The 21,021-nt window shown below is 68.2% G+C and carries 22 protein-coding genes; 8 read left to right on the forward strand and 14 right to left on the reverse strand.

Going from position 1 to position 21,021, the window contains the following annotated elements:
- Positions 1 to 435: 435 nt before the first annotated feature.
- Together J1C47_RS21340 and J1C47_RS21345 are read left to right on the forward strand one after the other, a co-directional pair.
- Positions 436 to 1,482: a DUF4167 domain-containing protein gene (locus tag J1C47_RS21340; protein WP_245396728.1), complete on the forward strand. Its 1,047-nt coding sequence runs from the start codon at positions 436 to 438 to the stop codon at positions 1,480 to 1,482.
- Between the two features lie 271 nt (positions 1,483 to 1,753).
- Complete coding sequence (locus tag J1C47_RS21345) at positions 1,754 to 2,686, forward strand: sulfotransferase domain-containing protein (protein ID WP_207352833.1); 933 nt, start codon at positions 1,754 to 1,756, stop codon at positions 2,684 to 2,686.
- Between the two features lie 271 nt (positions 2,687 to 2,957).
- Here the strand turns inward: J1C47_RS21345 and J1C47_RS21350 are convergent, their stop codons facing one another.
- From J1C47_RS21350 to J1C47_RS21380, 7 genes are all read right to left on the reverse strand, one after another.
- Positions 2,958 to 3,446: a VOC family protein gene (locus J1C47_RS21350; RefSeq protein WP_207352834.1), complete on the reverse strand. Its 489-nt coding sequence runs from the start codon at positions 3,444 to 3,446 to the stop codon at positions 2,958 to 2,960.
- A gap of 5 nt (positions 3,447 to 3,451) precedes the next feature.
- Positions 3,452 to 4,231 carry a VOC family protein gene (locus J1C47_RS21355; protein WP_207352835.1) on the reverse strand — a complete coding sequence of 260 codons (780 nt, stop codon included), beginning with the start codon at positions 4,229 to 4,231 and terminating at the stop codon, positions 3,452 to 3,454.
- Positions 4,232 to 4,274: 43 nt separating this feature from the next.
- Positions 4,275 to 4,982: a DUF1428 domain-containing protein gene (locus J1C47_RS21360; RefSeq protein WP_207352836.1), complete on the reverse strand. Its 708-nt coding sequence runs from the start codon at positions 4,980 to 4,982 to the stop codon at positions 4,275 to 4,277.
- Between the two features lie 46 nt (positions 4,983 to 5,028).
- Positions 5,029 to 5,469, reverse strand: coding sequence for a VOC family protein (locus tag J1C47_RS21365; RefSeq protein WP_207352837.1), 441 nt, complete (start codon positions 5,467 to 5,469; stop codon positions 5,029 to 5,031).
- A 41-nt stretch (positions 5,470 to 5,510) separates the two neighbouring features.
- The gene (locus J1C47_RS21370) at positions 5,511 to 6,170 is read right to left on the reverse strand and encodes a glutathione S-transferase N-terminal domain-containing protein (RefSeq protein WP_207352838.1); all 660 of its coding nucleotides are present in this window, start codon (positions 6,168 to 6,170) and stop codon (positions 5,511 to 5,513) included.
- A gap of 2 nt (positions 6,171 to 6,172) precedes the next feature.
- Complete coding sequence (locus J1C47_RS21375; RefSeq protein WP_207352839.1) at positions 6,173 to 6,778, reverse strand: dihydrofolate reductase family protein; 606 nt, start codon at positions 6,776 to 6,778, stop codon at positions 6,173 to 6,175.
- 97 nt (positions 6,779 to 6,875) lie between these two features.
- Positions 6,876 to 7,550 (reverse strand): glutathione S-transferase family protein, encoded by a 675-nt coding sequence (locus J1C47_RS21380; RefSeq protein WP_207352840.1) that lies wholly within the window; start codon positions 7,548 to 7,550, stop codon positions 6,876 to 6,878.
- A 56-nt stretch (positions 7,551 to 7,606) separates the two neighbouring features.
- Here J1C47_RS21380 and J1C47_RS21385 point away from each other — a divergent pair, with 56 nt between their 5' ends.
- Positions 7,607 to 8,077 (forward strand): MarR family winged helix-turn-helix transcriptional regulator, encoded by a 471-nt coding sequence (locus tag J1C47_RS21385; protein WP_207352841.1) that lies wholly within the window; start codon positions 7,607 to 7,609, stop codon positions 8,075 to 8,077.
- Positions 8,078 to 8,381: 304 nt separating this feature from the next.
- The gene (gene mltG / locus J1C47_RS21390) at positions 8,382 to 9,524 is read left to right on the forward strand and encodes an endolytic transglycosylase MltG (protein ID WP_342592035.1); all 1,143 of its coding nucleotides are present in this window, start codon (positions 8,382 to 8,384) and stop codon (positions 9,522 to 9,524) included.
- A gap of 27 nt (positions 9,525 to 9,551) precedes the next feature.
- On the opposite strand, the gene J1C47_RS21395 is transcribed toward mltG, so the two are convergent.
- The gene (locus tag J1C47_RS21395; RefSeq protein WP_207352842.1) at positions 9,552 to 10,553 is read right to left on the reverse strand and encodes a hypothetical protein; all 1,002 of its coding nucleotides are present in this window, start codon (positions 10,551 to 10,553) and stop codon (positions 9,552 to 9,554) included.
- 245 nt (positions 10,554 to 10,798) lie between these two features.
- On the opposite strand from J1C47_RS21395, the gene J1C47_RS21400 reads away from it, so the two are divergent.
- The 4 genes from J1C47_RS21400 (at position 10,799) to J1C47_RS21415 (ending at position 13,123) form a co-directional block, all read left to right on the forward strand.
- The gene (locus J1C47_RS21400) at positions 10,799 to 11,686 is read left to right on the forward strand and encodes a YicC/YloC family endoribonuclease (protein ID WP_207352843.1); all 888 of its coding nucleotides are present in this window, start codon (positions 10,799 to 10,801) and stop codon (positions 11,684 to 11,686) included.
- The gene (gene gmk / locus J1C47_RS21405; protein ID WP_207352844.1) at positions 11,683 to 12,348 is read left to right on the forward strand and encodes a guanylate kinase; all 666 of its coding nucleotides are present in this window, start codon (positions 11,683 to 11,685) and stop codon (positions 12,346 to 12,348) included. Before J1C47_RS21400 ends, gmk begins: the two co-directional genes overlap by 4 nt.
- A gap of 176 nt (positions 12,349 to 12,524) precedes the next feature.
- Positions 12,525 to 12,800, forward strand: a complete 276-nt coding sequence (locus tag J1C47_RS21410) for a type II toxin-antitoxin system ParD family antitoxin (protein WP_207352845.1) — start codon at positions 12,525 to 12,527, stop codon at positions 12,798 to 12,800.
- A complete protein-coding gene (locus J1C47_RS21415; protein ID WP_207352846.1) occupies positions 12,797 to 13,123 on the forward strand; it encodes a type II toxin-antitoxin system RelE/ParE family toxin in 327 nt (108 codons plus the stop codon). The genes J1C47_RS21410 and J1C47_RS21415 overlap by 4 nt, the downstream gene beginning before the upstream one ends.
- Here J1C47_RS21415 and rsmA read toward each other — a convergent pair.
- From rsmA to J1C47_RS21445, 6 genes are all read right to left on the reverse strand, one after another.
- Positions 13,041 to 13,868 (reverse strand): 16S rRNA (adenine(1518)-N(6)/adenine(1519)-N(6))-dimethyltransferase RsmA, encoded by an 828-nt coding sequence (rsmA, locus tag J1C47_RS21420; protein ID WP_207352847.1) that lies wholly within the window; start codon positions 13,866 to 13,868, stop codon positions 13,041 to 13,043. The genes J1C47_RS21415 and rsmA overlap by 83 nt on opposite strands.
- Entirely contained in the window at positions 13,868 to 14,953 is a 1,086-nt protein-coding gene (gene pdxA, locus J1C47_RS21425; RefSeq protein WP_207352848.1) for a 4-hydroxythreonine-4-phosphate dehydrogenase PdxA, read from the reverse strand. Before pdxA ends, rsmA begins: the two co-directional genes overlap by 1 nt.
- Positions 14,950 to 15,897: a SurA N-terminal domain-containing protein gene (locus tag J1C47_RS21430; RefSeq protein WP_207352849.1), complete on the reverse strand. Its 948-nt coding sequence runs from the start codon at positions 15,895 to 15,897 to the stop codon at positions 14,950 to 14,952. Before J1C47_RS21430 ends, pdxA begins: the two co-directional genes overlap by 4 nt.
- 204 nt (positions 15,898 to 16,101) lie before the next feature.
- Positions 16,102 to 18,582 carry an LPS-assembly protein LptD gene (locus J1C47_RS21435; RefSeq protein ID WP_207352850.1) on the reverse strand — a complete coding sequence of 827 codons (2,481 nt, stop codon included), beginning with the start codon at positions 18,580 to 18,582 and terminating at the stop codon, positions 16,102 to 16,104.
- Positions 18,583 to 18,586: 4 nt separating this feature from the next.
- The gene (gene lptG / locus J1C47_RS21440) at positions 18,587 to 19,666 is read right to left on the reverse strand and encodes an LPS export ABC transporter permease LptG (RefSeq protein ID WP_207352851.1); all 1,080 of its coding nucleotides are present in this window, start codon (positions 19,664 to 19,666) and stop codon (positions 18,587 to 18,589) included.
- The gene (locus tag J1C47_RS21445) at positions 19,663 to 20,853 is read right to left on the reverse strand and encodes an LptF/LptG family permease (RefSeq protein ID WP_207352852.1); all 1,191 of its coding nucleotides are present in this window, start codon (positions 20,851 to 20,853) and stop codon (positions 19,663 to 19,665) included. The genes lptG and J1C47_RS21445 overlap by 4 nt, the downstream gene beginning before the upstream one ends.
- Positions 20,854 to 21,021 lie beyond the last annotated feature (168 nt).

Genomic DNA, 21,021 nt, shown 5'->3' on the forward strand with positions numbered 1-21,021 from the left:
AAGGCGGGACTTCGAACCCCAATCGTCGGCACAAGCGCTCATCGCGGCAGCTCCTGGAATCAACCGCCGCCACAGAATCAGCCTCCAAGCAATACGTCACCTGCTGTCATATGAGTTCGCAGCCCTGATTTTGGGGAAATAAGGCTTGTCGCTAAGGGGTTTCATCTCTATTGTCGGCGGCGTACGGAGCAATCGAGGGGGACATCTCACGCGGCGGAGCCGGGAGATGCTCGAGATGGCCGAATGGCCGTCCGTGAACTGGCAGTTCGGATCGCCAGTCGAAACCGACTTTAGAACATTTCCATCGCGGGCTCGTCCTCGGACGACGGCCGCGCGTACAGGGGCGGTTTGCACGCTCCCGAGGCAGAACATCCGCGGATGTTCCCGATACCAAGAGACAGGAAGAGCATGAGGCCAGGACAGCAGAAGAACCGTATGCGCGGCCGTGGGCGCAAGGGTCCCAATCCGCTTTCGCGCAATTACGAGTCGAACGGCCCCGACGTCAAAATCCGCGGTTCGGCCCAGCATGTCGCCGAGAAATACGCCCAGCTGGCGCGTGACGCCGCCGCCGCCGGCGACCGCGTGATGGCGGAAAACTATCTCCAGCACGCCGAGCACTACAACCGCATCATCGCCGCCGCCCAGGCGCAGTTCCAGCAGCCGCGCGACGACCGCGACATGCGCGACAGCGACGACGAGGACGAGGACGACATTCTCGACAGCGGCAGCTACGGCCGCAGCGACCGCAACGATCGCGGCGACCGGCGCTTCCAGCAGAACGGCAACCGCAACGACTACGGCTCCGGCAACAGCGGCGGCAACGGCGGCAACGGCCGCGACCGCAGCCGCGACGACAATCAGCGCGACGGGCAGCGCGACAATCAGCGGGATGGGCAGCGCGACGGGCAGCGCGACGGCGGCCAGCGGGATCGGCGTGACCGGCGCGACCAGCCGGCGGGCACCGGCCCGCAGCCGATGCTGGTGCGCGACCGCAACGACGGCCATTCCGGCAACGGCGCGGCGAACGGCGCTGCCGCAGAGGCGGGCGGCCGGTCCGGCGACCGCGGCCGCGACAACGAGCGTGGCGGCGCCGAGGCCGCCGCGGCGAGGAGCGACGAGGGCCATGCCGGCGAGAGCGAGGCGCCGGTCGGCATGACCGCCGCCGAGGCGCTCGAAGAGACGCAGAACCGCGCCAAGCGCCGCGGCCGCACCCGCCGTCCGCGTCTTTCCGACCGGACGGAGGCCGAGAGCGGCGGCGAGGAGGCCGTGGCCGAGGGCCGCGAGGCCGCGCCGGACGGCGAGGCGGCCGGGGCGAGCGAGGCCGAGCCGAAGAAGGCGGCCGGCCGGCGCAAGCCGAAAGGCGAGACGCAGGGCGAAGGCGAGGAAAAGCCGAAGCGCCGGCGGACGACGCGTTCGAAGAAGTCCGACGAGGACGACGAGGCGCCGCAGCTGCCGGACTTCCTGCTCGCCTCGAACGGCTGAATAGGCGGCCGGGCGTTCGATCGCCCGCGATCGGCCATGCCATCGATCAGGGGCGCTGCCTTCGGGCGGCGCCCCTTTTTCATGTCGAAAGGGCTGGCCCGCGATCGCAGGCATCGGCGGTCGCCGCAGGGAAATCGCCATTGCTGAAACGGCCCTTTTGACGCGGTCGTGATCGCCGGCCTGTACGACTTCTCCGCGCGTCATGCGGTGGAAATACTGGCGAAACACATCTCGCCTAGATGGCCGCCGTCCCGTCACGCGAGGTTCGACCATGCAGACTGCAACGAAAGCTTTGCCGCAGAAGACGCGGGAACTGCACAATCACCACTTCGATTCGACCGTCTGGAACGACTTTTGCTTCCGCGACGACGACGTGGTCATCGCCACCTATGCCAAGTCCGGCACGACCTGGACGCAGCAGATCGTCGGCCAGCTGATCTTCCAGGGCGCCGACGACGTCGACGTCTCCGAGCTCTCTCCCTGGGTCGACCTGCGGGTGCCGCCGAAGCCCGTCAAGCTTGCGGCGATCGAGGCGCAGACCCATCGCCGCTTCCTGAAGACGCATCTGCCGGTCGACGCGCTGGTCTTCTCGCCCCGCGCCAAATACGTCTATATCGGCCGCGACGGGCGCGACGTCGTCTGGAGCCTCTACAACCACCACGCCAATGCCAACGAGGCCTGGTATGGCGCGCTCAACGACGCGCCCGGCCGGGTCGGGCCGCCGATCGGGCCGCCGCCGGCCTCGATCCGGCAGTATTTCCTCGAATGGCTGGAGAAGGACGGCTATCCGTTCTGGTCGTATTTCGAAAACGTCCGGTCCTGGTGGGCGGTGCGCGAGCAGCCGAACGTGCTGTTCGTCCACTTCGCCGACCTGAAGGCCGACATGCCGGGCGAGATCGCCCGCATCGCCGAATTTCTCGGCATCGAGGTGGACCCGGAGCGCTGGCCGGCGATCCTCGACCACTGCAGCTTCGCCTACATGAAGGCGCATGCCGAAAAGTCCGCGCCGCTCGGCGGGGCGTTCTGGGACGGCGGTGCCGCCACCTTCATCCATCGGGGCGTCAACGGCCGCTGGCACGACGTGCTGACGGCCGAGGACGTGGCGGCCTACGAGGCGCGGCTTGCCGCCGAGCTTCCTGCCGAATGCGCCGCCTGGCTCGCCCATGGCCGGCTTGCGGCCGCGGCGGCGCCGATCGCGGCCTGAGGGCCGCCAGGGCCGCCGGCCGCCGGGAGCACAGCATATGGGCAAGACCGTCGATGCGGGCGCCCCTCCGCGTGAAGCAGAGGGGCGCCCGCACGGCGTCTGCCCGTCGGCGGATCGGCGGACCCGTTTCCCGCCGGGCGGACGTTCCCTGTGACGCAGCAACCGTCATGTGCGGTCCGGCGGGTTCGAGCCGGATGCCGAACCTCTCGACGCCGGACCTCGATGGCCGGCTTCGATGCGGTATCCCGTTCGCGTCGGCCGGATCCCGCCGTCAGCCCCGCGCCGCGGCCTCGATCGCCGCGATGTCGATCTTCTTCATGGTCATCATCGCCTCCATGACGCGCCTTGCCTTTTCCCGGTCGGGATCGTTCATCAGCACCGTCATGATCCGCGGCACGATCTGCCAGGACAGGCCGAAGCGGTCCTTCACCCAGCTGCAGGCCTCGTTCTCCGGATGGGCCGAGAGCGCCGCATGATAGCGGTCGACCTCCGCCTGGCTGTCGCAGTCGATCGACAGCGACACCGCCTCGGTGAAGTGGAAGTTCGGCCCGCCGTTGAGCGCCTGGAAGCGCCGGCCGGACAGCGTGAACTCGACCAAGAGGACGTCGCCGGCCTTGCCGAAGGGATAGTCGGCCGGGGCATGCATGATGCGGTCGATGGAGGAGTCCGGGAAGAGGTCGACGTAGAAGCGCGCGGCCTCCTCGCCGTTCTTGTCGAACCACAGGCAGGTGGCGAGGATGTCCTTCGTCTCGGCAGCCATGCTCTTCACGCCTTTCTCGGGCCGACGAGCCCGAATTGCGCGCCCTGCGGGTCGGCGCAGACGATGGTGAAGGCCCCGCCCGGGATCTCGCTCGGGCCGAACAGCGTATTGCCGCCTGCCGCATCCAGGCGCTGTTTCGCCGCATCGATGTCGTCGACGCCGAAAAACACCTGCCAGCCGGTCCGACCGCCCGGCATCCGGGGCATCACCGCTCCGATGCGGGTTTCGCCGACATGCCAGAACTTGTAGTCGCCGAGATCGCCCATCGGGAAGGCACCCTCCTGCCTGAAGCCGAGGAGATCGCCGTAGAAGGCGAGCGCGCCGTCTTGATCCGGCGTCGCCAGCTCGTTCCAGACGCAATGGCCGGGAACAGGGCCCGTCTCTGCCTGGAAGGCGCGGCTGTCCTGTGGCGAGAAACCGCGCATCACGTAGAAGAAGCAGCCCTGGGGATCGGCGAGAAAGGCCATGCGGCCGACCTCCGGAATGTCCATCGGCGGCATGTGGTCGGCGGCTCCGAGGTCCTTGGCCCTCGCGGTCGCCGCGTCGACGTCATTCACGCCGAAATAGATCAGCCAGGCCGGCGGCATCGGCGCGCCCTCCGGCTTCTTCATGATCCCGCCGACGGGCCCGTCCGCAGCCGAGGCGACGCGGTAGTCGATGCCGGGCGGCCCCATGTCGGGCTTTGCGATGGTCCAGCCGAGGACCGCCGCATAGAAGGTCTCGGCGGCGTTCTGGTCGTCCGTCAGAAGCTCGTACCAGATCGGGGTACCGTGCGGATTTGCCATGATGCTTCTCCTCGGGCTGGATTGAATGGGGGGCGGCGTTCGGTCAGATGGTCTCGAAGCCGGCATAGATCATCCGCTTGCCGTCGAAGGGCATCTCCGACGGCGTGAGATTCATCCGCGTGTCCTCCACGATGGCCTTCATGCCGGCGTCGCGGGTCTGCCTGTCGGGCCATTCGAGGAAGGCGAAGGCGATGTTCTCACCGTCCTTCGCATGGGCGGCGCGGAAGAAGTCGGTGACCTTGCCGCGCGGAACGTCGGTGCCCCAGCATTCGACCTGACGCTTCGCGCCGTGGTCGCGGAAGATCGGCCAGGATGTCGCCGCGAGGGTGTGATAGGCCTCGCGCTTGTCCGCGGGAACCGGGATGACGAAGCCGTCGACATATCCGCCGTCGACCGCCTCGCCTTCCTCGAAAATCGCCTCGAAGGCGCCGTAGATCATCCGGCTGCCGTCGAAGGGCATGTTGCGCAGGGCCTGCATGCGCGGGTCCGACATCATCTTTTCGACGGCGGCATCGGCGGTCGCCTTGTCCGGAAACTCCATCCAGCCGAATGTGACGGTTTCGTCGGGCGTCGCGGCGACGGCGCCCTTGAAGTCGTTGATTTTGCCGTCGGGCACGTCGTCGCCCCACAGGTCGACGGTGCGGCTCGCGCCGAAATCCGTCATGATCTCCGCGGCAGTTGCCGCATGCTTCCTGAAGGCTTCGCGGTTTTCTGTCGGGACCGCGATCACATGGCCGAGTATGAACGACATCGTCACCACCTTCTGCGTTTGCCGTTGATCCGACGACGCTGCGACGTCAGCCCGTCGAGCCTGCGCCGCCTGCCGCCATCGCCCGTTCCATCGCGTCGAGGTCCATCCAGGAGACTTCCCAGATGTGGCCGTCCGGATCTTCGTAGGAGCGGCCGTACATGAAGCCGAAATCCTGCTTCGGCGTCGGGTCGGCCGAACCGCCCGCCGCGACGGCGGTGTCGACTGCGGTGTCGCAGGCCGCGCGGCTCGCCAGCGTCAGGCAGAGCAGCACCTGGGCGCTCGTCCTGGCGTCGGGGATGGTCTTCGGCGTGAAATCCCGCCAGCGGGCGTGTTCGAGGAGCATGACGTGGATCTCCTCGCTGAGGACCATGCATGATGCGGTCTCGTTGGAGAAGCGCTCGTTCTTCGTCGCACCCATCGCCTCGTAGAAGGCCGTCGAGCGTCCGACGTCCGTCACCGGCAGGTTGATGAAGATCTTCTGGCTCAATGATCCACGCTCCTCGTGAATGTGTGAATGCGGCGTACGCCTCAGTCCCGGTCGGGCGCGCCGAGCGGGAACAGCGGGCGATAGGGCCGCGCCTCCTCGACGCAGCGGGCGAAGGACGGCCGGCGCAAAAGCCGCTGCCGATAGGCCGTGACCGCCGGGAACCGGTCGCCGATCGGATGCGTCCAGTCGGCATAGAAGAGTTGCGGCGCGGCCGCGCAGTCGGCGAGGGAGAAGCTATCGCCCGCCGCCCATTCGCGCTCCGCCATGTGCCGGTCGAGGATCGCATAGGCCGTGTCGAGCATCGCCCCGGCGCGCTCGACTCCGAGCGGATCGCGGGCCTCCGGCGGCCGCAGGGCGTCGTCGACGAACTTGTTCTGCGGCGTCGCGACGTAATTGTCGAAGAAGCGGTCCCAGAACCGCGCCTCAAGCGCCGCGTCCGGCTCCGCCGGGATCAGCCGCACCGGGCCGGGATGGTGGATGTCGAGATGCTCGACGATGATCGAGGCCTCGATCAGCGGCCGGCCGTCGTCGAGAAGCACCGGGAACTTGCCGATCGGCCAGTGCGCCCGGAGTTCGTCCATGATCTCCGGACGATCGTGGGAGAGCCTGCGTAATTCGAAGGGCGTGTCGTTCTCGTAGAGCGCGACCAGCACCTTCTGGCAGTAGGAGGAGAAGGGGTGGGCAAAGAGCTGCAGCGTCACCGTCAGGTCTCCAGCGCGAAGGAGCCGGTCTCGACGTCGCCCTTGGGCTCGTAGACGGCGATGATCACGCCGCTCTCCGAGACCCGGCTCTCGACGAGGCTGAAAGCCGTCGGCATCGCGCCGGGAAGGGCGCGCTTGCCGCGGCCGAGGATGATCGGAAAGGTGAGAAGGAACAAGCGGTCGATCAGCCCCTCCTGCAGGAGGCCCGGATAGATCGTGCTCGATCCCTGGACGATCAGCCGCGGGCCGTCGGTCTCCTTCAGGGCGCGCACCGCGGCAAAGTCCTTCAGCCTGTGGGAATTGTTCCAGGCGAGCGGCGCGTCGGAAGAGGTCAGGACGTATTTCGCCGCGCGATTGAACTTGTCGGCGAAGGGGTCGTTCTCGATCCGCGGCCAGTGGGCGGCGAAGATCTCGTAGGTCCTTCGGCCGAGAACGAGGTCGAAGGCGCCGGAAAACACCTCGTCGATGAACCCGCCGGTGACCTCGCTGAAATGTGGGACCAGCCAGCCGCCGAAGCGGAAGCCGTCGCTCTCGTCCTCCCGCGGTCCGCCCGGCGCCTGGACGACGCCGTCGAGGGACTGGAACAGGCCGGCGATGATCTGGCGCATTGAGTTTCCCCTGATCGCGGACGCTCGTCCGGTGCGTTGGCGCGCCGATGCGCGGGCGCCGGCGACGCGTGCGGATGGCGCCGGCCGGGACCGTCGCTCAGGCCGCCCGTTCGTAGCGATGCGCGTTGTCGGCGAAGGGGGCGATCTGCTCGGCGAGCGCCTTTTGAAAGGCCGGCCGGTTCGTGCAGCGCTCGACATAGCGCTGGAGCGCCGGATAGCGGGAAAGGACGTCGCTGTGGCCGAGATCGCGCAGGACGGTCGCCATCAGGATGTCGGGCGCCTGAAACCCGCCGAGGAGGTGAGGGCGCTCGCCGAGCGCTGCCTGGAGCTGGCCGAGACGGGTTTCGACCGCGGCGAGCGCGCGGGGGCGAAGCTTCGCCTTGACCTCCTCGTCGTCGAGGAAGAGCGCCACCTCGGCGAGCCGGGCGACGACCGGCTCGATCGTATTGAGCGCGGCGAAGCACCAGGAGAGCGCCTGCCTGCGGCCGGCCGCATCCTTCGGCAGGAGGCCGTCGCTTTCCTCGGCGATGGCCCAGACGATGGCGCCCGATTCGAACATCGAGCCGTCGTCGAGATCGATCGCCGGGACCTGCGCGAAGGGCTGGCGGGCGAGATGCTCGGGCTCGGTCTTCTGGGTGTGGCCGATGAGACGCGCCTCGTAGGCGATCCCCGCCTCGTGGAGCGCCCAGCGCACGCGCAGGTCCCGCACGTGCCCCTGGGCGAAGGACGGCACCCAGTCATACGCCGTGACGACGACGGATTTTGCCTGCATCGGACCCTCCCGGTTCGCGATCTTGACTGAAAAGTTGATATCAACATAAATACGGCATGTCAAACGGATTCGATTCGCGTCGGGGCGGCGGCGACGTCCCCTTCGCCACGACCCTTCATGTCCGCGATCGCTGCCTGTGCCTCCACGCCCAGCGCGCGGCGCGGGCGATCGCGCGCAGGTTCGACGAGGTTTTCCGGCCGCTCGACCTGAAGAGCGGGCAGTTCTCCCTGCTCATGGCGCTGAACCGGCCGGAGCCGCCGACGCTCGGCCCGGTGGCGGACCTCCTCGGCATGGACCGGACGACGCTGACCGCGAACCTCAAGCCGCTAGAGCGGCGCGGGCTGATCGAGGTGCGGCGCGACGCGGCGGACAGGCGCTCGCGCCGGCTCGTCCTCACCGGCGCCGGGCGGGCGCTCCTCGCCGAGGCCGTGCCGCTGTGGGAGCGGACCCAGGCCGAGCTCGAAGGCGCCCTGCGGCCGTTCGACGATCCGGACCGGCTGCGCGCCGGCCTCGACGCCCTGCGCTAGTGGTCCGATTCCGACATTTGGCACCGTCTCGTGGAGACCGCGCAGCAGATGTCGGAATCCAAAGACCACTCGCCAACTTTATGATCCTGGTGGATTTTTCGAATTTGACATTTGATCCGATGCCTCACCCGGTCGGGGCTCAAATGTCAAATTCAATCCACTGGCCTTTCGCCGCCCCTTCCTCGCTCAGCGTGCCGGGGCATCCGCGTCCCATCCGGCGGAAGCTTCCTTGCGTCGTCCGGCGTTTTGCCACATTGCCATGATGCCAGAGGGGCCGACGAGGCGAGAGCGAAAGGGGGTGTCGGTGAACGACCACTACGCAGAGGGTGGCCAGGGCAGCCGCGGCTATCGCGGCCGGCAGTTCAAGCCGTCGCCGGCGCCCGAACCGCCGAAGCGTTCGCGCCATTCCCGCAACCAGCTCGTCATCTTCCTGAACCTGTGCCTGTCGGCGGCGCTGTTCGTGCTGCTCGCGGCGGGCGCGCTGCTCTACTGGGGCAAGAGCGAGTTCGACCGGCCGGGTCCGCTCACCAAGGAGGCGACCTATGTCGTGCCGCGCTCCACGGGCGTCTCGGCCATCGCCTCCGGGCTCGAGACCGACGGCATCATCTCCGACGCCGACGTCTTCGAATACGGCGTGCGCCTTTCCGGTACGGGCGGCCAGCTGAAGGCCGGCGAATACGCCTTCGCCCCCGGCGCTTCGATGCGCGACGTGATGGAGAAGCTGAAGAGCGGCGAATCGATCATGCATGCGGTGACGATCCCCGAGGGCTGGACCGTCAACCGCGCCTATGAGCGGATCGAAAATTCCGACTTCCTGACCGGCGAGATGCCCGGCGAGGTGCCGGAGGGCACGCTGAAGCCGGACACCTATCTCGTCCAGCGCGGCACGCCCCGCAAGGAAGTGGTGCGGCGGATGAAGACCGCCCAGGACCAGCTGGTGAAGGAGATCTGGGACAAGCGCGATCCCGACCTGCCGATCAAGGACATCGGCCAGTTCATCACCCTCGCCTCGATCGTCGAGCGCGAGACCGGCGTCGACGGCGAGCGGCCGCACGTCGCCTCGGTCTTCGTCAACCGCCTGAAGAAGGGCATGCGGCTCGATTCCGACCCGACCTTCCTCTACGGCGTCTATGGCGGGGCGGGAAAGCCGTCCGGCCAGCCGGTCACCCAGTCGGACAAGGACAGCGACACCCCCTACAACACCTACAAGGTCAAGGGACTGCCGCCCGGCCCGATCGCCAATCCCGGCAAGGCGGCGCTCGAGGCCGTCGCCCATCCGATGCAGACCGACGATCTCTATTTCGTCGCCGACGGGACCGGCGGCCACGTCTTCGCCGCGTCCCTGAAGGAGCACAACGCCAACGTCGCGAAGTACCGCGCGCTCGAACGCCAGCCTGCCGCCGGCCAGGACGCCGACAAGGACGCAGGCACCGCCGACGGCGGCTGAGAGGAATGCTGGAGTGGAGCCGCCTCCCTACCGCAGGTTCCGCATCAGCGTGTCCGGCGGCAGGAAATAGAGGATGTTGGCGAAGATCAGGCGTTTGACGCCGGTGAATTCGTCGTTGGTCTCGATTTCCACCAGCGCGCCGTTGGCGATCGTCGCGGCGTGGCGGATGCGGCAGCCGAGTTCGGCAAAGCCGACCAGTGCGACCGTCGATTCCAGCGGCGCCTCGGCGTTGCCCGAAACCGGCCGCGTCTCGACCGAGGAGACTTCGTCGGTGAGAAGCGCGGCGTCCCCGTCCCGCGTCCACACCAGGGCGTTGCGGCAGGCCTGGACCAGCTCGTTGCGGCCGATCCTGACCGTCATGGTCAGGCCGAGCGGATCGACGTGCCAGCGGCCGAACTGATCGACGGTCTCGACCATGAACAGGCGGGACGGGTCGGTGGTCAGCATCCGGACGACGAGGCTGTCGCGCATCATCGGCTCGGCGCCGAGCCCCGGCGTGCGGCGCACCGCCTCGACGATCATGCCCGCCACCTGGCTCGACTGCGCGAAGGCCGCGCGCACGAGGTCCGGCACCGCCTCGGAGGGGTAGGGGCCGGGAGGCAGCACCGGCGAGACGGCATGGAAGCCGAGCCTGCCACGGATGTGGAGCTTGCGCCGGAAGCCGGCGAATTCCTCGCCGTGGACGTTGCCGAACATGAAGATGACGGCGCAGGCGGAGAGGCAACTGGCGCCTTCCTCGACGACCGTGCCGTAGCTCTGCTCGAAGAGATAGGTGCCGATGTCGAGGGCGGCGCCGAAATTGCCGCCCGGACTGTCGAGGCAGATCTGGCGATCCTTATTGTCGTCGGTATCGTCCGTGTCGAGGGCATCGAGCGGCGTCAGCCGGCTCCGGATCGCCGCGACGTCGTCCCGCTCGATCCTGCCGGTGAGACGGAAGAGGCAGACGCTGTTCGCCGCGTCCGTCGTCAGCGTCGCAGCGCGCGACCCGCCGCCGCCGCCGCAAACGATGGCGGCAAGAAAGGCGAGCATCCAGGCTCGAAAAGACCATGCAGGCAACCGCGTCGCCGAACGACCCGCCGGAACCGCAGCCCATCGACGATAGCACGCCGCCGTGCCGGCTGCATCTCCGCCGACCGCATCTCTGCCGGCCACATCGATCGCGCTGGCGGTATCTGTCTTCCGATCGATCGCGCTGGCGCAGCGTCCCGGCACTGGCCACGTTCCACCGACCTGTGGTACCGGCGGCCGGGCACGCGACAGCATCGGATGACGACATGGCGGTGAGGAGCATGACGGGCTTTGCCCGCACCGAGGTCGAATCGGCTGCCGGATCCTTCGTCTGGGAACTGCGCGCGGTCAACGGCAAGGGGCTCGACGTCCGCTTCCGCCTGCCGCAGGGCATGGAGCATCTGGAGCCGGAGCTGCGGCGCGTCCTCGCGGCGACGATCTCCCGCGGCAATCTGCAGGCCAGCCTGCAGTGGCGGCGTGAGACCGGCGGCCCGTCCCTCGTGGTCAACGAGGCGATGCTGCAGAACGTCCTCGCCATGTCCGGCAAGCTGGTCGCCGAAGGCCATGCCGCGCCGCCGACGGCCGACGGCCTGTTGTCGATCAAGGGGCTGATCGACATTGCGGAGGAGGCGCCGGGCGACGGGGCGGCGGAAGCCCGCGATGCCGCGGTGCTCGCCGGCTTCAAGGATGCGCTGGCGCGGCTCGAGGACGTGCGGCGCGAGGAGGGCGCGGCGCTCGCCGGCGTCCTCTCCGGCCGCCTCGCCGAGATCTCCGGGCTCGTCGAACGCGCCGAGGCCGACCCGGCCCGCTCCGTCGAGGCGATCCGCCGGCGGCTTTCGGAGCAGGTTTCGACCCTCATGGCGGCGAGCGAGGATCTCGACCCCGCCCGGCTGCACCAGGAGGCGGCGATCCTCGCCGCGAAGGCCGACATCCGCGAGGAGATCGACCGGCTCGCCGCGCATCTTTCCGCCGCGTCCGCGCTGCTTGCGGCGGGCGGCGTCATCGGCCGGCGTCTCGATTTTCTTTCGCAGGAATTTCACCGCGAATCGAATACGATCTGCTCGAAGTCGAATGCGGCCTCGCTGACGGCGATCGGGCTGGAGCTCAAGGTCGTCGTCGACCAGTTCCGCGAGCAGGTGCAGAACATCGAATGACCCAACCGACCGACCTCGGCTCGACCCCTGAGATCGCCCGCCGCGGGCTCATGCTCGTTTTGTCCTCGCCATCCGGGGCGGGCAAGTCGACGATCGCCCGCAACCTGCTCGAATTCGATCCGAGCTTCTCGCTCTCGGTCTCGGTGACCACCCGCAAGCGCCGCACCAGCGAGATCGACGGAGTGCACTACCGCTTCGTCGACAAGGCGGAATTCGACCTGATGCGGGCCGGCGAGGGCCTCCTCGAATGGGCCGAGGTGCACGGCAACTTCTACGGCACCCCGAAGGCCCCGGCCGAAAAGGCGATGCGCGAGGGCCGCGACATGCTCTTCGACATCGACTATCAGGGCGCCCTGCAGCTGCAGGAAAAGGCCGGGGACGACGTCGTGTCGATCTTCATCCTGCCGCCCTCGATGCAGGAGCTGAAGACGCGCCTGCTGAGGCGGGCCGAAGATTCGGCCGAGACCATCGCCATCCGCCTGACCAACGCCAAGGTCGAGATCGAGCGCTGGCGCGACTACGACTATGTCGTCGTCAACGACGACCTCGACCGGGCCTTCCAGGCGGTGCGTGCGATCATCGCCGCCGAGCGCCTCAGGCGCGAGCGGCGGCCAGGGCTCGAAGCCTTCACCGCGGCGCTCCTGGCGCAAGAGGTGGAGTGAGGCGGGGCGGCCCGGTTGGGCCGGCTGCCCAACCCGATCCGCCGAGGCGCGTCAGGTGCTCGACGCGATCGACGTCTCGATCCCGGCGGGGCTCCGCGACCGGGCGCTGACAAGCCGTCCATGACGTATCACGGCGAGTATGAAAAAGTATGCGAGCACCTGTCGGGAGTTCGCAGATGTCCTCGATCGAACGCATGACCATCACCGTGCCGGCCGAAATGGCCGCGGCCTTGAAAGCGGCTGTGGCCGAGGGGGAATATGCCTCGACCAGCGAAGTGGTGCGCGAAGCCCTACGCGCCTGGACCCGAGCCCGCGACTGCGAGTGCCGTGAGCTCATGGCGCTGAGGGACGCAATCCGCGCCGGTGACGAGAGTGGCGCAAGCATCCCCGCCGACGAAGTCTATGCCGAGCTGCGCGCCGCCATCTCGGCTCGGCGCACCGGCGCCGCGTGAAACGGCTCGCATATTCTCCTGAGGCCCTGGCGGATCTTCGCGACATCGCGCTCTATATCGCAGAGGACAATCCCGACCGGGCGATGAGCTTCGTCGCAGAACTGGAACGAAAGGCGGCCCTCGCCGCCATGCGACTGACCGAGGGGTCGGCCGCGTCGATCGCCGGGAAGCGAGGGCCGTCGGCGACGCTTCGATCTCCCCCCTTGTGGGGGAGATGGGTGGCAACCCAGAGGGGGGTCCTCACACCGCATTCGCCAGCCGCACGAACTCCTCGATGCTCAGCGTCTCCGCCCGCCGCTGCGGGGCGATGCCGACGCGGGTGAGCAGTTGTTCGCCGCCGAGGCTCTTCAGGCTCTGGCGCAGCATCTTGCGGCGCTGGCCGAAGGCCGCTGCGGTGACGCGTTCGAGGGCGGCAAGCGGCGCCGGCTGCGGCGCAGGGTTCGGAAAGAGCTGGACGATCGCCGAGGTCACCTTGGGCGGCGGGGTGAAGGCCGCCGGCGAGACCTCGAACAGGATCCGCGCCCGCGTCCGCCAGCCGGCCAGAACGCCGAGCCGGCCGTAATGGCCGGAGCCAGGGGCGGCGACGATCCGCTCGGCCACCTCCTTCTGGAACATCAGGGTGAGGCTTTCCCAGGCCGGCGGCCAGACGGGCGGCGCCAGCCACGACAGAAGCAGCTGCGTTCCGACATTGTAGGGAAGATTGGCGACGATCTTGACGGGCCCGCCGCCCGCCAGCGCCGCGAGGTCGACGGTCAGCGCATCGGCGGCGACGATCTCCAGCCGGCCGGGATAGTGTCCCGCAATCTCCTCCAGCGCGGCGATGCAGCGCGGATCCTTCTCGATCGCAACGACCCGCTCGGCGCCTTCCGCCAGCAGCGCCCGGGTGAGGCCGCCCGGACCCGGGCCGACCTCGATCACCGTCGCCCGGTCGAGCGGCAGCGCCTGGCGGGCGATCCTGCCGGTGAGGTTGAGGTCGAGGAGGAAGTTCTGGCCGAGGCTCTTTTTCGGCTCGAGGCCGTGAGCGGCGATCACCGCGCGCAGCGGCGGCAATCCGTCGGGCGAAGCCATCAGGCGCTCGCGGCCGCCGCCTCGGCCCTCGCCATGCGGGCCGCCAGCAGGATCGCGGCGCGAAAGCTGTCGGGCCGCGCCTTGCCGGAGCCGGCGATGTCGGCGGCCGTGCCGTGGTCGGGCGAGGTGCGGATGATCGGCAGGCCGAGCGTCACGTTGACCGTCGCGTCGAAGGCCAGCGTCTTTGCCGGGATCAGCGCCTGGTCGTGATACATGCAGACGGCGACGTCGTAGCGCGCCCGCGCCGGGGGGTGGAACATGGTGTCGGCCGGAAGCGGGCCGACGACGTCGATCCCCTCGGCACGCAGCGCCTCCACCGCCGGCCTCACCACCGTCTCGTCCTCGCGGCCGATCGCGCCCTTCTCGCCGGCATGCGGATTGAGCCCGGCGACGGCAAGGCGCGGCCGCGCCACCTTGAGCCGGCGGCGATAGTCGGCGGCGACGATCCGGCAGGTCGCAACGATCAGCGCGGTGGAAAGCATTTGCGGCACCGCGGAAATCGGAACGTGGATCGTCACCGGCACGCAGGAAAGCTCCGGCCCGGTGAGCAGCATCACCGGCATGAGCGGCGTTGCTGCGGCCTCTGCGCAGAGTTCGGCGAGATATTCGGTATGGCCTGGATGGCGAAAGCCGACGTCGTAGAGCGCCTTCTTGTCGATCGGCCCGGTGACGATCGCGCCGGCGCGCTTGGAAAGCGCGAAGGCCGTCGCCCGGTCGATCGCCTCGATCGTGCCGGCGCCGTTCTCCGCCTGCGGCGTCCCGGGCGCTTCGCTCTGGCGATGTGCCAGCGGCAGGACGGCGAGGGCGTTTGACGGCACGGCTGCCGCATCCTCGGGTGCGGCGATCGTCGTGAAGGAAAGCCGGTCGAGAAGGCCGAGCCGCTCGGCCCGGGCGAAGAGCATCGCCGGATCGGCGAGGACGAAGAGCGGCGGCAGCGGGGCGGCGCCCACATCGGTGCCGGCCGCGGCGCCTCTTGCGGTCTCCGCCGCCTTGAGCATCAGCACGATGTCCGGCCCGACGCCCGAGGGCTCGCCGAGCGTCACCGCCAGCGGCGCCGGCGCATTGCCGGGCAGGGGGTCGGTCATTTCCGGACGATCTGGGCGTTCTTCTTCAGCTTGTCGAGCAGTTCCTTGTCCGGCCCGGATTCGCCCTTGCCGAGCTTTTCGAGGTCCTTCGACTGGAAGACCATCGCCGCGGTCGCGTCGTCGGAGACCTCGCGGGTGTTGCAAACCGCGATGAACTCGGCGCCCCGCTCGGTCTCCTGGACCGGCGTCGTCTTGCCGGGCGACGTCGCCTCGACGGAATCCTTCCAGCGCGGCGGCAGCTCCGGCGTCGCCACCCGGCCGAGATCGCGCACCGTCACGTCGACGAGGTTCTTGGCGATGTCGTAGGTCCCGGCGCAGCCGCGCATGCGCGAGCGCATGCCCTCGGCCTCGCGCTTGCGCAGCGACATCTTCGCCTTGCGCTCGGCCTCGGGGATGACGAAGATCACCTGCTGCAGGGTGTATTCGGTGGTCTTCGGCTTCTTGCCGCCCTGGGCGAGCATCCGCTGGACGGCTTCCTGCTCGCTGACCCGGTCGTTCTTGCGCACGCTCGCCTGCACCGCCTGGCCCCAGCCCATCTGGGTGCGGATGTAGTCCTTGAAGCCGCTGGCCGAGAAGCCGGCGCGCGACAGCACCTCGGTGAGCTGCGCCGTGGTCAGCTTGTTCTGGGAGGCGAAGTTGCCGAAGGCCTGGTCGACCGCCTGATCCGGGATCTTGATGCCGCGGCGCCGGGTCTCCTGCTGCTTCAGCGCCTCGTCGATCAGCTCGTCGGTGGCCTTCTGGGTGAGGTTGCCGCCTTCGCGCCGCAGCTTCAGGAAGGCCGCGCGCTGGCGGATCTGGTAGGTGGTGATCGGCTGGCCGTTGACCACGACGGCGACTTCGGTGGCGGCCATCGCCGGGCGGGGGGCGAGCGAGACGTCGGCCGGGGCGATGATCAGGATGGCGCCTGCCGCGGCAAGGCCTGCCAGCAATCTCACGAACGTCATGAAAGCTTCGACTCCCCGGTTCCTGTCCTCATGGGGCCGTGCCTCTCCGCCCCTTCGTCGGCAAGCGTCAGGATGCGGCGGATCGGCCTCCGGCGCAACCGTGCGGCCGCCGCACCCTGTTATGCGACTTGGGCCGGGATGAGAAGTTAATTCGACGCAAGCGGCCGCCCGCGGCGGTTCGCCCGCTTCCCCGGCAGGCCCCCGTCAGAGGCCGATGTCGTAGGGCTCGTTGAAGCTCGTCAGCGTCCGCAGGCCGACCTTGAACATCACCGTCTGCGAGCCCGAGTCAGAGGAATAGCTGGAATTCTCGTCCTCGTAGGAAAGCAGCATCGAGTAGCAGTCGTTTGCCCAGCCGACCGCGACGCCCTGGCGGATCACCGACTTGTTCTCGATGTCGTAGCCGATCAGCCCGTAGGCGGTCCAGTTGTCGTCGAATTTCAGCGACGCGCCGGCATTGATCTGGTTCTGGTCCTGCACCGAGCCGTAGATCGGCTGGGCCGCGATGAAGGAATAGGCGAGGTAGCCCGACGCCCGCGTGCCCTGGTAGGAGCCGTAGAAGTCGGCCCGCTTCAGCGCGAAATCCGCCTCGTCGAAGCGCCCCTGGGTGCCGAGGCTGATGCCCTCGGGCATGCCCAAGGAGAGCGAGCCGACATAGTCCGACCGATCGGTCTCGAGGCCGGAATCGTAGCCGACCAGGCTGAGATCGCGCTGGGCGTAGGAATTGATGCCGGCGAGATGGTAGGACTGGCCGACCACCGCGTCGATCGAGTAGCCGCCGACGAAGCTGCCGGAATATTTCAGCCCGACATTCGCCCGCGTGCCGCCCTCGATCCGGTCGTAGCCGGAAAACTTGTCGAGCGAGAAGAGATTGGCGGTGTTGAAGACGAGGGTCTGGGCGTCCTCGTTGGGCAGCTGGCCGATCAGGGTCTCGTTGGGCCTGACGACGATCTGGGCGATCGGCTCGATCACGTGGCTGCTGTAGGCCGTCTCGATGAGATAGGGATAGCGCGCCTCGAGGGCGGCCGTCGCCATGCCGCGCGCGCCGCTGTCGTCGATGTCGACCGCTCCGAAGGCCGCGTTGCTGGTCAAAACGCCGGCGGTGTAGAACGGCAGCGTCGAGCCGTCGCTCGCCATGTCGGCGGTGTAGAGGTCGCCGCGCACCGAGGCGATCGGCGTCAGCACCAGCCCGGACGGCAGGATGTAGCTGTTGCGCCATTCGAGTTCGGTCGACGCGCGGGTGTAGCTGCCGTCGAGGCCGTTGTAGCGCAGATAGTCCGGGTTGAACTGATAGCCGTTGAACGGGCTCGCACAGTCGTCCTCGGGGTCGTTGCCGCCGGTCAGATAGGTGTTGCAGAGCCGCGTGACCGCGTCCTTGCTGCGGTAGATCGAGGCGAGGTTGGCGGTCAGCTTCACCTCGCCGCCGACGTCCGGCGTCTGCTCGATCCGCTCGTAGTCGAGCGAAGGCAGGACGTAGGGCTGCTGGTCGTCGAGATCGGTGTCGGTCGACTGGTACTGGAACTTCTGCGCCCGCAGGTCGAAATAGCTCTGGTCGCCGAGGCCGGTGAGATAGACCTCCGAGACGCGCTTGCTGTCGCCGTATCCGGCGATGCCGTAGGTGTTGGAGAAGTCCTCGTCGCTCTGCCAGAGCACGTCCCAGCCGAAGGTCCAGCGGTCGGACAGGGCGAACTTGCCGGTCGTGCCGATCATGCCGCGCGCCTTGTTGGCATAGTCGGGGGATTCGCGCGCGAGGATGCCGTTCTCGTAGATGTTGTCGCCGGAAAACTCGTCCTGATCCTGCTGGATGATGCCGGCGGTCTTCAGGGTGAACATGCCGTTGTCGAAGGCCTGGCGGTACTCCGCCTCGCCGAGGAAGCCCTGCTTGGTATAGTAGGTGCCGGCCACCGTGACGTCGGCGCTGTCGTTCAGCACCATGAAATACGGCACGCGCAGGCCGTAGCCGAGATCGTCGGAGTTCTTGAATTCCGGCGCGAGGAAGCCGGACTGGCGCTTCACCGTCGGATCGGCGGACTGGAAATAGGGCAGATAGGCGATCGGCGCGCCGAACAGCTCGAAGCGGGCGCCGTAGTAGCGGATCACCTTCTCCTTCTCGTCCCAGATGATCCGGCGCGCCTTGATCTGCCAGAGCGGCGGGCGTTCGGGATGCTCGCGGCAGGGCTCGCAGGCGGTGTAGACGCCGCGCTCGAAAGTCGTGGTGTCGCCGTTCTCGCGCACCGCCTGCGCCGCGGCGAAGCGGGTGTTCTCCGGGGTTTCGAGGCGCAGGGCCTCGACGAAACCGTCGCGGAAGTCGTCCGTGACGTCGATCTGGTCGGCATAGATGAGATTGCCGTCCGGCTGCTTCAGCTCGACGTCGCCGACGGCGACGAGACGGCGGGTCTTCTGGTTGTAGATAAGCCGGCGCGCCACGAGCTTGTACTTGCCGTAGTCGATCTGTACGCCACCGGTCGCCGTGACAACGTCGCCGCGGGTGTCGTAGGTCACCGTGTCGGCGGCGAGGAACAGCTTGGCGTCCTTCGGCTGCGCGGCGGCGACCGTCGGGAACGCCGGCTGGGCCACGACGGAAGACGCGTCGCCGAACGCTGCAAGCGTCGCAACGGCAAGAAGAATGGCCCACGGCCGGTACCAGGCACCGCCCGGTGCGGCAGTGAACGTCCCCCTCAGATCCATCGGCTCACCCATCCTCCTGATGGAGCAGGATCGTTACCCCCAACGATCCCGCCGCCAACACCGGAAACCACGCCGCCACGACCGGCGGAACGATGTCGTTGCTCCCCAGCGCCTTAGCGAGGAACGTTACCACGTAGAGAGTGAAGCCTGCCAGCACCCCGGCGGCAATCGCGCGTCCCGCCTGCTGAGTTCTCGAGAACCGTGTCCCAACTGTCGCAGCGACGAGGGTCATGGCGAGGAACAGCGCCGGCTGCGCCAAAAGCATCTGATACTGCATGTCGAAGGCCATCGGATTGAGGCCGAGGCTCGCCGCGACGTCGATCTTGCCGGGCAGCGCGAAGACCGACGTCGCCTCCGGATCGGCGACGCGCTGGCGGATGTATTCCGGCGCGAGGGTCGTCGGCAGCAGGAACTGCTGGGGATAGGAGGGCGGATAGCCGATTCGCGTGACCCGCGGCTTGACCAGCACCCATTGGCCGTCGCGCAGGGTGGCGCGGTCGGCGTCGATGCGCTGGCTGATCGACCCGTCGGCTCCGAACAGGAAGGCGCTGACGTTTCTCAGCTGCACGCCGCCCGCTCCCGTCGCCGCCCCGCCGATGATCGAGCGCACGCCGTCGGCGTTTTGTCGCAGCCACACCTCGTCGCCGCTGTCGTCGGAGGAGCCGCCGAACATCGTCGTCTCGATCGACTGGGCCTTGCCTTTCGTCCAGGCGGCGAACGGGTTGTAGGCGAAGGTCGCGACGAGGCCGAGGAGGAGCGAGCCGACCGCGAAGGGCAGCAGCATCTGCCAGATCGAGACGCCGGCGCTGCGGGCGACGACGAGCTCGAGCCGGCGGTTGAGATTGAGCAGGGTGAAGATCGAGGCGAAGAGGACGATGAACGGAAACGCCTGTTCCATGAAGCCCGGCACGCGCAGCGCCGAGAAGCTGGCGGCGCCGAAGAAGCCGAGGACGTCGGCGCGGCCGCGCCGCGACAGCTCGATCATGTCGACGAGATAGACCAGCGCGAAGACCGCGATCAGCGTCGAGAAGAACGAGGTGAGGTAGAGCCGCAGGAAATAGCGGTTCAGCGTCAGGCTTCTCATCGGCCGGCCTCCGCGGTGCCGCCGCTGCTGTCGAAACGCCGGGCGACGGCGCTTCCGACGGCCTGCATCGCCTCGACGCTGCGGCGGTAGACCGTCCATTCCGTGACGTCGACGTCGGCGAAGATCAGCCAAGCGTCGAGGAGAATTGCGGCGAGCGGCAGGAGATAGGCGGCGATCACCCAGCCGGCGTCGGTCTCGACCTGGGCGAGGACGAGAAAGCCGAGCGCCTTCAGCCCGAGACCGCCGATCATGCCGAGGGTCATCGCCGCCGAACTCGACTGGCGGTTGGTGCGCGGCTGCGCGGCGACGACCACCGCCCAGAGCGCGAAGGCGATCGCGTAGAGCCATTCGGTCATGCGGTCGGTCAGCTCGGAGGTGAGCGAGCCGGGGTTCTCGCGATAGAGCTTGTCGGCGGGATTGGGCGAGATGAGATCCTCGGTGGAACGCTCGGAGGGGCGGATCCAGTCGCTCTGGCTGGCCGGCTTCAGATCGGCGAGGTCGAAGGCGTAGGACTGGAACTGCACCACCGCAACCGAGCCGTCCTTGGCGTCACGCCGGTGCAGCTGGCCGTCGCTGAGGAGCAGCAGCGAGCGGCCGTCCTCCTGGGCGATCCGGGCCTCGCGCGCGAAATAGATGAGTTCGACCTTCGGGTCGCGGGTGTCGGCGATGAACAGGCTGCGGATGTTCGAGCCGCGCGCCGAGCCGATCGAGAGTTCGAGGCCGTCCTGGACCTTCTCGAAGCGGCCGGGCTGCAGGAACAGCGTGATCGTGTCGGCATTGACTGCCCGGATACCGTCGCGAAAGGCCTGCGACGACATCGGCCCGACGACGTGCGAGACGAGGAGGATGGCGAGCCCCCCGACGAGGCCGAGGGCGATGATCGGCTTGGCGACGACCCGCGGCGAGGCGCCGGAGGCGGCCATCACGGCGCGCTCGGAATCGGCGTTGAGGCCGTTGAGGGTCTGGATCGCTCCGATCAGCACGGCGAAGGGCACGATGCCGGCGGCAAGGTCCGGCAACAGCATCAGCGCGATCCAGAAGACGTTGCTGGCCGCCGAGGCCGTCGACTTGACGATGTCGACCCGCGACAACGCCTGGACGATCCAGACGATCATCACCAGCGCCGCGAGGGCGCCGAGCGCGTTGCCGAGCGCCCGCCGGAAGACGTAGCGTTCGAGAATCGTCATGAGGCCAGGCGCCAAGCGATCAAGTAGAGGCTCCTCGGGGATCTGCCATCGCGGAAAAGCGGCGCAGCCTGCCGCGCGCCCATCCCGCGGGCGTCTGCCCGATCCAGTTTCGCAGCCGCAATAGACCGGCCGTCCCGGCTTGTCGAGAAGCCGCGGCGCGCAGCCGGG

The organism is Jiella sonneratiae (assembly GCF_017353515.1).
Classification (GTDB): domain Bacteria; phylum Pseudomonadota; class Alphaproteobacteria; order Rhizobiales; family Rhizobiaceae; genus Jiella; species Jiella sonneratiae.